The organism is Streptomyces sp. NBC_01314 (assembly GCF_041435215.1).
In the GTDB taxonomy this organism is placed as follows: domain Bacteria; phylum Actinomycetota; class Actinomycetes; order Streptomycetales; family Streptomycetaceae; genus Streptomyces.
In genome coordinates, this window is record NZ_CP108394.1 from 4019117 (window position 1) to 4033289 (window position 14173).

11 protein-coding genes and 1 pseudogene are annotated in these 14173 nt (G+C 71.4%); 5 read left to right on the forward strand and 7 right to left on the reverse strand.

What is annotated here, in order from left to right:
- The first annotated feature begins 109 nt into the window (after positions 1-109).
- Positions 110-1630, forward strand: a complete 1521-nt coding sequence (locus tag OG622_RS17530; protein WP_371577042.1) for an alpha/beta hydrolase — start codon at positions 110-112, stop codon at positions 1628-1630.
- A 92-nt stretch (positions 1631-1722) separates the two neighbouring features.
- On the opposite strand, the gene moeZ is transcribed toward OG622_RS17530, so the two are convergent.
- The 7 genes and pseudogenes from moeZ to OG622_RS17565 all read right to left on the reverse strand — a co-directional run.
- A complete protein-coding gene (gene moeZ / locus OG622_RS17535) occupies positions 1723-2901 on the reverse strand; it encodes an adenylyltransferase/sulfurtransferase MoeZ (protein ID WP_371577044.1) in 1179 nt (392 codons plus the stop codon).
- 63 nt (positions 2902-2964) lie between these two features.
- Positions 2965-3714 (reverse strand): spherulation-specific family 4 protein, encoded by a 750-nt coding sequence (locus tag OG622_RS17540; RefSeq protein WP_371577046.1) that lies wholly within the window; start codon positions 3712-3714, stop codon positions 2965-2967.
- The gene (locus OG622_RS17545; RefSeq protein WP_371577048.1) at positions 3702-4661 is read right to left on the reverse strand and encodes an NAD-dependent epimerase/dehydratase family protein; all 960 of its coding nucleotides are present in this window, start codon (positions 4659-4661) and stop codon (positions 3702-3704) included. Before OG622_RS17545 ends, OG622_RS17540 begins: the two co-directional genes overlap by 13 nt.
- A gap of 197 nt (positions 4662-4858) precedes the next feature.
- The gene (locus OG622_RS17550; RefSeq protein ID WP_371584123.1) at positions 4859-6031 is read right to left on the reverse strand and encodes a hypothetical protein; all 1173 of its coding nucleotides are present in this window, start codon (positions 6029-6031) and stop codon (positions 4859-4861) included.
- Positions 6032-6399: 368 nt separating this feature from the next.
- On the reverse strand, positions 6400-8454 hold the full coding sequence (locus OG622_RS17555; RefSeq protein WP_371577051.1) for a DUF3492 domain-containing protein: 2055 nt from the start codon (positions 8452-8454) through the stop codon (positions 6400-6402).
- A 221-nt stretch (positions 8455-8675) separates the two neighbouring features.
- Positions 8676-10469 carry a DUF3152 domain-containing protein gene (locus tag OG622_RS17560; protein WP_371577053.1) on the reverse strand — a complete coding sequence of 598 codons (1794 nt, stop codon included), beginning with the start codon at positions 10467-10469 and terminating at the stop codon, positions 8676-8678.
- Positions 10470-10800: 331 nt separating this feature from the next.
- Positions 10801-11758 (reverse strand): annotated as a pseudogene (locus OG622_RS17565) (alpha/beta fold hydrolase); the annotation flags it as partial.
- A 306-nt stretch (positions 11759-12064) separates the two neighbouring features.
- Between OG622_RS17565 and OG622_RS17570 the strand changes: the two are divergent.
- From OG622_RS17570 to OG622_RS17585, 4 genes are all read left to right on the forward strand, one after another.
- On the forward strand, positions 12065-12283 hold the full coding sequence (locus OG622_RS17570) for a hypothetical protein (protein ID WP_371577055.1): 219 nt from the start codon (positions 12065-12067) through the stop codon (positions 12281-12283).
- A 202-nt stretch (positions 12284-12485) separates the two neighbouring features.
- Positions 12486-13127, forward strand: a complete 642-nt coding sequence (locus OG622_RS17575; protein WP_152171547.1) for a TetR/AcrR family transcriptional regulator — start codon at positions 12486-12488, stop codon at positions 13125-13127.
- A 237-nt stretch (positions 13128-13364) separates the two neighbouring features.
- A complete protein-coding gene (locus OG622_RS17580; RefSeq protein ID WP_371577057.1) occupies positions 13365-13592 on the forward strand; it encodes a DUF3107 domain-containing protein in 228 nt (75 codons plus the stop codon).
- Positions 13593-13800: 208 nt separating this feature from the next.
- Positions 13801-14073, forward strand: a complete 273-nt coding sequence (locus OG622_RS17585; RefSeq protein ID WP_371577059.1) for a hypothetical protein — start codon at positions 13801-13803, stop codon at positions 14071-14073.
- Positions 14074-14173 lie beyond the last annotated feature (100 nt).

A 14173-nucleotide genomic window follows, 5' to 3' on the forward strand; every position in this document is an offset into this window, starting at 1 on the left:
CAGAACGTTATCCACAGGCCATCTCGGCATGCACGACAGTCCGCATACCATGGCATGACTGCCATTCGGGACATCCGGCGGACGGTATCGCGAGAGGGGGGAAGCGCTCATGGCGCGTTTTTCACGGGGGGCGGCTCTGGCCGCGGCCGTGCTGCTGATCGCCGGCTGTAGCGGCGGCAGCGGCACTGACGAGGGGGCGGCTGACGAACCGGACGACGGAAAGGCTTCGGCTTCTTCACCTGCGCCCCAAAAGCTCGACTGGGGGCGCTGCAAGGCCACTTCGGAGGGCCCTGCACCGGGCGGCGACTGGCAGTGCGCGACGCTGCAGGTGCCGCTGGACCACGCGAACCCGGACGACGGGACGATAGGGCTCGCGCTGATCCGCAGCAGGGCAACCGGCGACGCCGACGAACGAATCGGTTCCCTCCTGTTCAACTTCGGCGGGCCCGGTGGCTCCGGCGTGTCCATGCTGCCGTCGTACGCGGGACTCACGAGTGAACTGCACGAGCGGTACGACCTGGTGAGCTGGGATCCGCGCGGGGTGGCCGAGAGCGAAGGGGTGCGCTGCCGCAGCGACAAAAAGATCCAGGCGGGCGAGTCGGTGGACGCGACACCGGACGACGCGACCGAGGAGACGGCCTTCTTCCAGGACGCGGCCGACTTCGGCGCGGGCTGCGAGAAGGACGCGGGCAAGCTGCTGTCGCATGTGTCGACCACCGAGACCGCCCGCGACATGGACCTCGTGCGCCAGGCCCTCGGCGACGAGCAGATGCACTACTTCGGCATCTCCTACGGCACCGAACTCGGCGGGGTCTACGCCCACCTGTTCCCCAAGAACGTGGGACACCTGGTCCTGGACGCGGTGGTCGATCCGACCGCCGACACGGTGGGCCACGCGAAGAACCAGACCCTGGGCTTCCAGCGCGCCCTCGACAATTACCTGAAGTCCACGGGCCAGGATCCCCAGGAGGGCACTCGGAAGATCGAGGGCCTGCTGGAGCGGATCGACGCCGAGCCGCTGGCGACGACGTCCGGCCGCGAGCTCACCCAGACACTGGCGACCACCGGCATCGTCCTGCCGCTCTACAGCGAGCAGAGCTGGCCCACGCTGACCAGCGCGCTCGACGCGGCCGAGGACGGCGACGGCACCGAGCTGCTCGCGCTGGCCGACGGGTACAACGAGCGTGACCCGTCGGGCAGCTACGGCACGACGACCCACTCCCAACGGGTCATATCGTGCTTGGACCAGAAGCAGCGACCGAGTCCGGAGGAGACGAAGAAGCTACTGCCCGAGTTCCGGGACATCTCGCCCGTCTTCGGGGAGTTCCTGGGCTGGGACACCGCGGGGTGGTGCCACGACTGGCCGGTTCCGGGCCTGACGGACTCACCGGAGGTGAGCGCACCAGGAGCGGCTCCCGTCCTCGTGGTCGGCAACACCGGGGACCCGGCGACGCCCTACGAGGGCGCGCGAAAGATGGCCGGGGAACTGGGCGAGGGCGTCGGCGTGATGCTCACCTGGGAGGGCGAGGGCCATGGCGCGTACGGCAGTGGCAGCAGCTGTGTCGACTCGACGGTGAACGCGTATCTGCTGGAGGGGACGGTGCCGAAGGACGGCAAGGTCTGCACGTAGGCCGGGACGGACTCCGACTCACTGCTGCACGGGTGGCAGTCGGGAGGGGCCCGGCACCGGTGGTGCCGAGCCCCTCCCTGGAAGGCGTGTGTCTAGTAGATCGGCTTGTTCGGCTCGATCTGGTTGACCCAGCCGATCACGCCGCCGCCGACGTGGACCGCGTCGGCGAAGCCCGCCGACTTCAGAACAGCGAGAACTTCCGCACTGCGGACACCCGTCTTGCAGTGCAGGACGATCTTCTTGTCCTGCGGAAGAGTCTCCAGGGCGGTGCCCATGAGGAACTCGTTCTTCGGGATCAGCTTGGCGCCCGGGATGGAGACGATCTCGTACTCGTTGATCTCGCGGACGTCGATGATCTCGATGTTCTCGCCGTCGTCGATCCACTCCTTGAGCTGCTTGGGAGTGATCGTCGAGCCGGCCGCCGCCTCCTGGGCCTCCTCGGAGACGACGCCGCAGAAGGCCTCGTAGTCGATGAGCTCGGTGACGGTGGGGTTCTCGCCGCAGACCGCGCAGTTCGGGTCCTTGCGGACCTTGACCTGGCGGTACTGCATCTCCAGGGCGTCGTAGATCATCAGGCGACCGAGGAGCGGCTCGCCGATGCCCGCGAGGAGCTTGATGGCCTCGTTGACCTGGATGGAGCCGATGGACGCGCACAGCACACCGAGGACGCCGCCCTCGGCGCAGGAGGGGACCATGCCCGGCGGCGGGGGCTCCGGGTAGAGGCAGCGGTAGCAGGGGCCGTGCTCGGCCCAGAAGACGGAGGCCTGGCCGTCGAAGCGGTAGATCGAGCCCCAGACGTACGGCTTGTTCAGCAGCACGGCCGCGTCGTTGACCAGGTAGCGGGTCGCGAAGTTGTCCGTGCCGTCGACGATCAGGTCGTACTGGCTGAAGATCTCCTTCACGTTCTCGGCCTCGAGGCGCTCTTCGTGGAGGATCACGTTCACGTACGGGTTGATGCCGAGGACGGAGTCGCGCGCCGACGCGGCCTTGGAGCGGCCGATGTCGGCCTGGCTGTGAATGATCTGGCGCTGCAGATTCGACTCGTCCACCTCGTCGAACTCCACGATGCCGAGCGTCCCGACGCCCGCCGCGGCCAGGTACATCAGCGCCGGCGAGCCCAGGCCGCCGGCACCCACACAGAGCACCTTGGCATTCTTCAGCCGCTTCTGCCCGTCCATCCCCACGTCAGGGATGATCAGGTGGCGGGAGTACCTGCGAACCTCGTCTACGGTGAGCTCGGAAGCGGGCTCGACCAGGGGTGGCAGCGACACGGGGACTCCGTTGGTCGGTCAATCACTACAGTTGTTCTCCCCGTAACACTGCCACGCCCTCTTTCATTCCGAGACACCCGTTCCAACCATCGAGACGATGTCGTCCCAGTAGCCGGGCATCGCCTCCCAGGGGTCGGTCCGGCCGCCGCGGTCCGTGCGGTCGGTGAAGTAGATCGTGGCGGCCCCCTGCCAGCGGGCGATGCGCAGCGCCTCGTCGAGGTGGCCGCGCGGGACACCGTGGACGAAATGGCAGAAGCGCTCGGGCGGATGGTCAGCGGTCCACTCGGCCACCTGCGACCAGCGGTAGTCGTTCCAGGGACCGGAGAAGGTCACCAGTTGGTCGGCGGTCTCGACATATCCGGGGTGCGGGTGGGTGCCGTGGCCGAGGACGATGTGGCCGCCGCCGAGGAGCACGCGGAGCGCGTTGACCGTACGGCCGGTCTCGGGCAAGGCGCTGCGCTCGGTGGGGCAGCGATCCAGAAGGAAGCCGTCGATCCGGTACCAGTCGAGATAGCGGCGAGCGTCGGAGGCGATCTCGGCGAAGGTACGCGCCCCGTGGGTCAGGTCCAGGTGGCCGAGAACCCGGACGCCCGCGTTCCGCAGCCGTCCGGCGGCTTCCAGGCAGTGCGGGTCGGGGCGGGTGCCTGGCCCGTCGGAGACGTTCAGGACGACCCAGTGCAGAGGGGTGCGGGGACGGGTGAGTTCGCCCCATTCCAGTGGGGCGACGAGGGGGTGGGCATAGCCGGGGATGCCGAAGCCTAGGCGTAAGCCGGTGCTCGCGATACCGGACGGGGCGGGGGTCAGATACGGCATGCCGCCTCCATCCAGATGTCGGCGAGGGACTCCTCGAGGTTGATCCGGGGCCGCCAGCCGAGGCGGTCGCGGGCGGTGCGGACGTCGGCCTGCTGCCAGCTGCCGCAGCCGTCCGGGTAGGGGTAGGCGACGGGGGCCGCGTGGTCCGGTTCGGGGCGGGGGTGGCCGATGGTGGGCCTGAGGGGGCCGGGTGGAGCGTCGAGTTCGTGGAGGGCGCCGCCGTAGCCGGCCACGCGGGCGAGGACGGCCGCGGCGTCGCGGAGGCGCACGGCGCGGCCCGAGCCGATGTTGATCACGCCTTGGGCCGCGGATAGGGAGGCGGCGTGGACGGCGCGTGCCACGTCCCGGACGTCGACGAAGTCGCGTTGGACGCCGAGGCCGCCGAGCTTGAGTTCGCCGTCGCCGGACTGCATGGCGCGGCGCATCGCTTCGGCGAGGCGGCCCAGCGGGGAGCCGGCGGGTGTGCCGGGTCCGGCGGGCGAGAAGACGCGGAGGACCACGGCGTCCAGGCCGGAGCCGAGGACGAGTTCGGTGGCGGCGAGCTTGCTCACGCCGTAGGGGCCCCCTGGGCGGGGCACGGCGTCCTCGGCGGTGGAGGAGCCGGGCTGGCTGGGCCCGTATTCGGCACCGCAGCCGAGCTGCACCAGACGGGCCCCGCAGCCGCTGCGGCGCAGGGCCTCGCAGACGGTGGCGACGGCGACGGTGTTGTGCCGGGTGAGTTCGCGGGCGCCGCCGCGGGTGGCGCCCGCGCAGTTGACGACGACTCCGGGGTGGACGGCGTCCAGAAACCGGGTGAGCGCGCCGGGGCTGCCGGTGGCGAGGTCGAACCGTACGTCGGCGTCGTCGCCGCGGCCGAGTGCGGTGAGCTGCACGGCCGGGTCGGCGAGCAGGCGTTCGGCGACGAAGCGGCCGAGATAGCCGTTGGCTCCGATCAGCAGGACCCTCATCGGGCGGCTCCCGGGGCGGGTTCTCCGGTTCGGGAGGTGATCATCTGGCGTTCTCCTTATGGGGTGTGCCGTGGGTGATGAGGTGGGGCCCGCGGTGTCGGCCCCGCGGGAGGGGACGGACGCCCGGGACGGAAGTCCCGCGCATCGGTCGGGCTCGGACTTCGCACGGCTGTGTACCGCCGTGCGAGGGCCGAGGGTCAGGTCTCCCCGGAGGGCAGGGCATGGGCCGAGGCCCGGGTCAGCGTGCGGGTGGCGTGGACGAGCAGGGAGAGCGCGGCGGCGCCGCACATGAGGGCGGGGACGGCCCCGGCCCCCCAGGCGCCGGCGACGGTCCGGACAGGGACGGCCAGGAGGGAGCAGCCGGGCAGGCGGCTCGCGAAGACCGTGCCCAGCGCGAGCGCCTCGGCCAGGGCGGCTGCGCGGAGGGCGACGGCCGGGGCCTGGGCGAACCCGTGGGCGGTGAGCAGACGGGCGAGCAGGAGGAGAGCGCCGAGGGCACCCCCGCCGGCGTACCCGGCGGACTCGTCCAGAACCGCGCCGCACAGCGCGAGCAGGGTGACCAGGGCACCGAGGTGGAGCGCGAACACACCGAGGATCAGGGGTTGCACGGAGTCGGCGAACTCCGCGAGGCCTCGGCTGGCGGCGAGTTTGCGGCGGGCGCGTACGGACAGGAGGTGGGCGCACCAGATGGCGGGGGCGCAGGACAGGGCGAGCGCGAGTACGGGTGCGACGGCCAGGGACCAGAGGCCGTGGGGGCCGCCGTCGAGACCGGCGGCGAGCAGGCCGTCGCCGAGAAGGGCGTACGCGATCAACCAGCAGGCCCAGGCGCGGGTACGGCCCGCCATGTCCGCCGGGACGCGCAGTGGGCCCCGGGCGAGAGCCACACGGAGGCCGAGTGCCACCGCGAGGGCGCCGAGGCCGGCGGCCAAGAGACGGGTTTGGCCGTCGGTGAGGCGTACTCCGACGACGGTCGCCGCGCAGAGGGCGCCGGGCAGGAGGGCGAGCACGGCCCAACCGCCGCGTGCGCCGGGCGCGCCCGGTACCGGCTCGCGCTCCGTGGACTCCTCCCCGTCACGCGACACACGCGCGTACATCTCCTCGGCGAGCGAGAACACGTCCCGGTGCCGGAAGCGGGCAGCCGTACGGTCGGTCACCCCGTGCGCCTCCAGCCCGGCGGCGATCTCCAAGGAATCCACCGCCCGTTCGCAGAGGTCCCGGTGCCGGTGCATCAGAGCCTTCACGGGGTCGACCTCACCTTGTCGGGGGGCCGACTCGGGTGCGGCTGGGGCGGGGTCGTGGTCGCCCTGCCGGAGGGGCGGGGCGGGCAGACCGACGAGGTCATGTGATGGCAGGAGGTCGGCCGGAGTCATGGCATCCAGCAGGGGCTTCAAACCGGGCGATCCCTTGACGCCGGGCTCACCGGACAGCCTTCCCGGGCCCGGGTCGCCCGACCGCTCCGCCGAACGCGCCGCGCTCGCCTCAACCGACCCACCGGGTTTGGCCGATCCGCCGGGTCCGGCCGACCCACCGGATACGTCCGACGCACTACAGGGTCCTTCCGACCCGCCGAGCCCGTCCGACGCACCACGGGGTCCTTCCGACCCGCCGAGCCCGTCCGACCTATTCGGTCCGGCCACGCGGTCGAGTCGATCCACGCGGTTCAGTCCGTCCACTCGGTCCATGACGTCCGAGCGCTCCAACCCGTCGAACCCATCCAGCCCGTCCAACCGCAGCTCGCTCATCGCGCCCCCTCCCCCGCGGGCACCGGCTCCCCGGCCGCGGTGCCCGGAGACCTCTCCGTAGCCCGAACCCGATCCGAGGCCAACGCCGAAGCCGAAGCCGAAGCCGTGGCAGCTTTCGCCGCCGGAACCGCAGCAGTCGCAGGACCCTGCGCCGGGTCAGATGGAGAACGCGGTGCCGAGCCAGGTGCAGGAGCCGAAGCCGGCGTCGTGACCGGCACCGATGCCGTGGCTCGCCCGGGCGTCGTCGCTCGCACAGGCGCGCCGAGGGCCCACTGCGGCCGCCCGACGGCACCCCCGCCGAGGCCCGCGACACCGGCGACCCCCGCGATTCCTGCCACACCGGCGACCCCCGCGACCCCGAGGCCCCCCGCCACCAGCCGGGAATCGGTCCAGCGGCCGGGCACCCGGGCCTCGGCGGGGGTCCCGAAGGGCAGTGGTTCGCCGGTGGCGTCGAGGACGACTCTGCGTACCGGGGCGTGGGAAACGACCTCAAGGTAGATGCCACGAAATGCCGCGACGTTCTGTTCCACCGTGAAGAGTTCGAGGGCGCGTGCGCGGGCGGCTGCGCCCAGGCGCGCACGGCGCCCGGGTTCCCGCAGCAGCGCCACGCACGCTTCGGCCAGCGCCCGCGGATTGCGCGGCGGGACGACGAGGCCCGTGCCGCCGATGACCTCCACGACGGCGCCCACGTCGGTGGAGACCGTCGGCCGGGCGCAGAACATGGCTTCGACCAGGCTGATCGGAAAGCCCTCGACGACGCTGGACAACACGACCACCGCACCCGCCGCGTAGGCCTCGGCAAGGTCGGGGACGGCCGGGTCGCCGATCTCCTCGAAGGAGACGGGGTTGTCGCCGACCGCGTGGACGCCGTCCGCCTCGTCGGGGAAGAGCTGTGCGGCCAGGCCTTTGCAGTGGCCCAGATAGGCGGTGGCTTCGGACCCCGCTGCCGCTCCGACGATCCTGAGTCGCGCCTTGGGCTCCGCCCGGCGGATCTCGGCGAAGGCGTGCAGCAGGGAGATCAGGTCCTTGGCGGGCTCGATACGGCCGACCCAGACCAGCGTGTACGGATCCGCGCACTCCGGTGACTCGCCCACCTCCGCGAAGCGGGCGGCGTCCATACCGGGGTAGACCGTCCGGATCCTGGCGCGGTCGGCGCCGCAGCGCTCCTGCCAGCGCCGGGCGTGGGTGTTGCCGGGGGTGAGGCAGGCGGCCTGCCGGTAGACCTCGGCGGTCAGTCGCCGGTGGAAGGCCGCGAGCAGGGCGCGCACCGGCGCCTCGCCCGAGGCCCCGAGGTAGTGCGCCCGCAGCGGCACACCGTACTCCGTGACGAGCAGCGGAACCCCGTGGAAGTGCCGCGCCAACAGCCCCGGAAGCGCGGCCGAGCCGCCCGCCGCCGCGTGGCACAGGTCGACCGAGCCGAGTCCGTCGTCCTCGTACCAGTCGAGTGAGAGGGGGCGCAGGGCGCGTTCGAGATGTGCGGCGACGGTCAGCAGATCCGGTACGCGGGCCTCGCGCGCCCCTCGCAGTGCGCCCGGCGCGCGACAAGCGCGCTCCAGTGTGCGCACGGCGACCTCGGAGCGCAGCGCGCCGACCAGTCCACCCTCGTCGCGGCCCAGCTCGGCAAGCCCGTACAGCGCGTTGCCGAAACGGTCCGCCTCGACGTCGGCCCCACCTTCGGAAGGCTCCCCTGCCCCGCCGGACCGGCTGGACCCGTCGAGCAACCCGGCCCCACCAGCGACACCGCGGACCGGGCCCACTCCGCCCGAGGACACCGACGCCACCAGTTCGCCGTACGCCTCAGCGAAGCGCCTCCGCGCCCGGCGTCCGTGGACGACCCCGTCGTCCTCCGCCGTCCACAGCGGTGCCGTACGGACCCGGCTGACCTGCGGCGGCAGCGGGATCCAGCCCTCATCCTCCTGTCGCTCGCTCCGGCTGAGCGCGTAGATGTCGAACTCGTGTCGCTCCAGCCCACGTACGAGTCGGTCGCACCAGAGCCTGGCGTCACCGCTCACATACGGATAGCCACCCTCCGTAAGCAGTCCGATGCGCACGTGTGCACCCCCGATCTCCCGTTTGAGAAGCCACCGTTCACCCGGCGGCTCGCAGCGGGACGAACGTATGCGGACGAGGCGGTGGTGCGACGGACGGTTGTCCATCGCACCACCAAAAGGGGTGAACGGTCGTAACTTTCCCTAGCGGTACGCGTTTTGTCGCGCTAAGGGATCACTCGATCACGCCTCGTCAGCTCGCGTGGGTCACGCCCGGGCTCGCGTCAGCTTCCGGGATACGGCCAGGGATTGGCCTTGCACGTGATCCCGTCCTGCGTCAGGAACTTGCTCTGCTGCTGCATGACGGGCGCGAGTTCGCCGTCCTTGTCGCAGGTCACATGGCTGTAGCCAAGGCGGTGGCCGATCTCGTGGTTGATCAGCATCTGCCGGTACGCGTGAATCTGATCGCCGTACGTCTCCGAGCCCTGGGCCCAGCGGTATGCGTTGATCATCACGCGCTCGGTGGCGGCCGAATCGCAGGAGACGTTGTCCACGGTCGTGTCGAGCCCCGACTTGGCGCACCAGGTCGCGGTGGTTCCGGGGCTGGCCAGCGTGATCACGAAGTCGGGCGCCCCCGAGGAGATCCGCTCGAACGTACGGCCGCCGCTGTGGGCCCAACTCCGTTCGTCGTTCAGGGTCTTCTGCACTGCTTCGGCGAACAGTTCGGCGTCCAGCCCGAGGCCCTTCTCGACATCGACCCGGTAGCGGTACTTCTGCCCCGCCCCCGGCGCCTTGTCGAAGCCCCTGACCGCCTCGAACTTCCCGCCGCCCTCCAGGTCCGCGGCGAGCGCGTACATCCTGCCCATCTTCTGGTCGTACGACAGCGGGGTCGCGCTCGGGCTCGGCGGACGGGACGGTGTGGGCCGGTTGTCGCTGCGCGAGGCGTCGCGGACGGCACGCTCCCCGGCGCCGGCGCCGGCCTGCGACTGCGTGGCGGTCTCGTCCTGTCCGCCGGCCACCTGCCCGCTCACTACGACGGCCAGCACGGTCGTGACAGCGGCGGCCGCGATCCCGGCGAACGCCCGCCCCTTGCCGCCCTTCGCCGTCCCGACGCCCTCGGCCCCATCGCGCGGAGGGTCCTCGTGCGAAGCGTTCGGCTGGAGCGGTTTCTCCTGCGGCGACTCCTCCGTCAGCGGCTTTTCTTCGAGAGCCGCGTCAACCCGGCCGACGGCACCGGCACCCGGCGGGGCACGGTGCGTCCGACCGGGTGCGAAGACGTCGTCGACCTCGACGAAGGCGTCCAGATAGGCCTGGCGGGGGCCACCGGGGGGCATGGTCTCCTGCCGCTGCCGGGGAATGGGGATGCGGCGGCCGGAACGCTCCGGAGGCTCGCCGTACGGGGCACCGGGGGGTGGCGCCTCGCCCGGCACACCATACGGAACCCCCGCGGACGCCCCTTGCGCCACGTCGCGTCCGGCACCCGTTCGGCGCTCACCATCACCCAAGTGCCCCCAACCGCCGCCCGCTTCACGCTGCTCGGGGTGCCCACCACGACTCGGCGGAAAGCCACGGGCCGGCGTTCCGTCCGGGATGCGGGGGAAGCCGTGCGCGGGCGTGCCATCAGGAAGAAGCGGCATCCCGTGCGCCGGAGTCCCGTCAGGAAGGCGAGGAAAACCGTGCGCCGGCGTGCCATCGGCGAATCGGGGGCCGCCGTGCGCGGGGGTCCCGTCCGGAAGACGCGGGAAGCCATGCGCGGGGGTGCCGTCAGGGAAACGCGGGCCCTGCTGCCCAGGCGCACTTCCGGTGAACCGCGGCGTCCCCCGACCCGGAGCCTGGTCGTACCTGTGGGGCGGCACAGGGCCGCCCGGCGGCTGCGCTCCTGCCGCCGACGCCGCCCCCGAAGCGCCCCTGGCGGCCGGAGAAGCCGGTCCCCCCGCCCCCTGGATCTCCTGGGCCTCCGGTGCTCTCTGCGCCGCCGGTCCGCGTTCGCCGGCCCCGGCGGACGTCACGGTCCGGGCTGTCCTCATTTCGTTTGTGTCGCCTTTCGGCGCCCGCCCCTTGCGGCTGTGCCGTCCCACGCCGCGCCTCAGCTCCCTGCGCCCGGAGAGCCCGACGGAGGTTTTTCAGCGGCCGAGCGGACACCGTCGGCGTCGGCCAAGCGACCGCCGCCCACCGAACCACCCTCACTCGAATCGTCCACCGAAGCCGAACCGGAACCGGAACCGGAACCGGAACCGGCACCAGCACCAGCACCAGCACCAGCACCAGCACCAGCACCAGCACCAGCGATGGTCGACCTCGGCGAATCCGGAGGCGAACCCGCGTCCAGATCCCAGCCCCCCTGTCCCGAACCCATCGACTCCGCCCCCATCGACGCTGGATCGATCGACTCCGGATCCGCCCCGCCGCCCGACTTCCCCGTATCCGCGAGCAGTTCACGGAACGCGGCGGCAACGGCCTCCGGATACTCCATCATCGCCACGTGTCCCGCCTCCGGCAGGGACACGAGGCGGGAGTCGCGGAAGGAGCGGGCGGCGCGCTGGGCCATGCGGTAGCCGACAAGTTGGTCGCGGCGACCGTAGATGAGGAGGGTCGGGGCCAGGACGCGCTCGGCCTGACGCCAGAGCGAGTGCTGCCCGCCCAGGGTGTACGCGTCCACGAGCCCCCGGGCGGAACGCGTCAACGCGTCCCACATGTACGGCAGTTGGAGGCGCCGCTCCATCTCCTCGACGGCGTTGCGGAAGCCCTCGTCCGTGACGCGGCCGGGGTCGCCGTAGCAGAGCGCCGTGACGCCCCGTACGCGCTGCTCGGCGCTCCAGCCCTTGGTGAAGCGGGTGAAGAGCGCCGACATGCCCGGCACTGCGAGCATCGCGGTGGGCACGGCGGTCCGCTGCACGCGCAGCTCCGGCAGGGCGGGCGACACGAGGGTCAGGGTGCGGACGAGATCGGGGCGGAGGGCGGCGACGCGGGTCGTGATCGCGCCGCCGAGCGAGTTGCCGAAGAGGTGCACAGGGCCGCGCCCGGCGGCGTCGAGGTGACGGATGACCGCGCGAGTGTGTCCCGTGACGGAGTAGTTGCCGTCGTCCGGCGGCGGAGAGTCACCGAAGCCGGGCAGATCGAGCGCCTCGCTCTCCACGAGACCGTCGAGCAGCGGCATGAGCGCGGACCAGTTCTGCGAGGAACCGCCCAGCCCGTGCACGTAGAGGGCCGGCGGCAGCCCCTCGCGCGCCGGCGGTCTCGACCGCAGCGACAGCGTGATCCCCGGCAGCCTGACCGACCTCAGCCGCTCCCCGGGTGCCACACGCACGGCACTCGCCTTTGGCGACGCGGTGGCGGTCAGCAGAGACGGCAACTCGGTCGAAGACATGCGGGCAATGTTACGAGACGATCACGCAGTGGCTCATGTGTTCGGCGTCACAGGTCTGGACGCAAATCGGCCACTTGGCATGGGGTCGGGGGACGGGGAGCACTCGCCGCCGGGCCGCAGCGGACCGCGCCAGGGCCGCATAGCGCCACGATCACCCTTCTCCTAGGCTCACAAACAGGGCATCCAGACTCGCGAAGGCCCATAAGCCGGGCATCCAGACCCGCGAACAGGGCACCCGTACGTGGCCCCCGCGCCTTCGGGGACGTACCGACGGCACCAGGGCAGCACCAGGAAGGGGAACCCACGATGGCCGCAGACCCGACCGAACCCGACACCTTCGTCGAGGAGGACTCCGCGGAGCTCGACGACGTCGAGGCCCCCGAGGCAGATGCCGCCGAGCAGCGCACGGACGTGACCCAGAACCGGGACGACCCGCTGACCGACGCCGATCCGGACGCCGCCAACGAGGCGGACCTGGCGGAACAGGCCCGCGTGGTCTCCCTCGACGAGGAGGACTACCGGTAACCCGATTCCCACCAGGGACGACGACCGTTGGCGAGAAAGGGCTTCCCCCCTGCCCGTCATGCCCCTGTTTGGCGCGGTTCGCGGCACTTCCCCCGGTGTCCGGTCCGTGAAATTCTGCGCTCGCACCGCGCACACCCGGGTTACCGAAAAGTACGATGGCGGCGCGGCGCACACCCGCATGTGGACGATCTTGGGAGGCGGCGTGACAGCCATCGAGCAGACAGAGGCAGCGCGCCCGCGGGGCACACGCCTGCCGCGCCGAGCCCGACGGAACCAGTTGCTGGGCGCCGCCCAGGAAGTCTTCGTGGCCCAGGGCTACCACTCGGCCGCGATGGACGACATCGCCGAGCGCGCCGGAGTCAGCAAGCCGGTGCTCTACCAGCACTTCCCCGGCAAGCTCGACCTCTATCTGGCTTTGCTGGACCAGCACTGCGAGTCGCTCATCCAGGCCGTACGCGGCGCGCTCGCGTCGACGACCGACAACAAGCAGCGCGTCCGGGCCACGATGGACGCCTACTTCGCGTACGTGGAGGACGAGGGCGGCGCGTTCCGGCTGGTCTTCGAGTCGGACCTGACGAACGAGCCCGCCGTACGCGAGCGCGTCGACAAGGTCACCAACGAGTGCGCGGAGGCCATCTGCGACGTCATCGCCGAGGACACGGGTCTCTCACGCGCGGAGTCGATGCTCCTCGCCTCGGGCCTGGGCGGTCTCTCCCAGGTGGTGGCGCGGTCCTGGCTGCACAGTGACCGCAGCGTCCCGCGCGAGCAGGCGGTCCAGCTGTTGGCCTCGCTGGCCTGGCGGGGCATCGCGGGCTTCCCCCTGCACGGCATCGACCAGCACTGATCGACAGCGCCGATCGACAACTCCGATCGTCGGCACCGTCGACGGCGCCGACCGAGCGACCCCGGGCCTGGCACGGCACTGCCACCGCGAGTCGACCCTCGTCCGGGGTTCTGTTCCCATCCGCTGTTCGCTCCTGGCGTTCTCAGGCGGAGCGTGTACGTCCCCTCACCGGGCTAATGTGTGCTGCGTACGGCGCGGAAGCCCGCGCACTTCACTGACCGTCGGAGGGACATAGCCGTGGAGGTCAAGATCGGCGTGCAGCACGCGCCCCGCGAGATCGTTCTGGAGAGCGGTCAGAGTGCCGAGGAGGTCGAGCGTGCCGTTGCCGAGGCGCTGACCGGCAAGTCGGCGCTGCTGAGCCTCACGGACGAGCACGGCCGCAAGGTGCTGATCCCGGCCGACCGTCTCGCTTACATCGACATCGGCGAGTCGGCCGTCCGCAAGGTGGGCTTCAGCGCGCTGTAGTCACGAGGCACAGGAGACGTGCGGAGGGGCCCGGTGGTGTGAAAACCACCGGGCCCCTCCGCACACCCGTTCCTCATGGCGCCCACGGGCCTAACCGCACAGAGCGACCGCATCTCATCCCCCGACGATGATTGCGTTCCACGACTCGCGGGTAGTACCGGCTACGACCGATTTGCCCAGGCCAGGCCGTGCGGGAGGGAACCCGATCATGTTCTTGGAAGCACTCGGATCCGCACTCCTCGGTTTCGCCCTGGCCTGCGCCGCCGCCTACCGTCTCCCGCACCGCCTGCCGTCCCGCACCCTGGTCCTCCCGACCGGCACCGCCGGCGCCCTCTTCGGCGCCTTCCTCGCCCACACGGCACTGGGCTCCGCGAACTACCCGCTGATCCTCACCGGCGCTCTGGTCATGGCAGCGGCCTCCCTGTCCCTGCTCCTGCGCCCGACGGAGCGATTTCGACGCAGCAGCTCGGCGACGGCCTGAGGAACCGCGGACAGGGCGGATGGATCGGACAGGCGCGCAGCCTCATCCAGGGGCCCGGGAAACCGCGCGACCAGCCACGAAGCACCCGCACCCGCCGGAC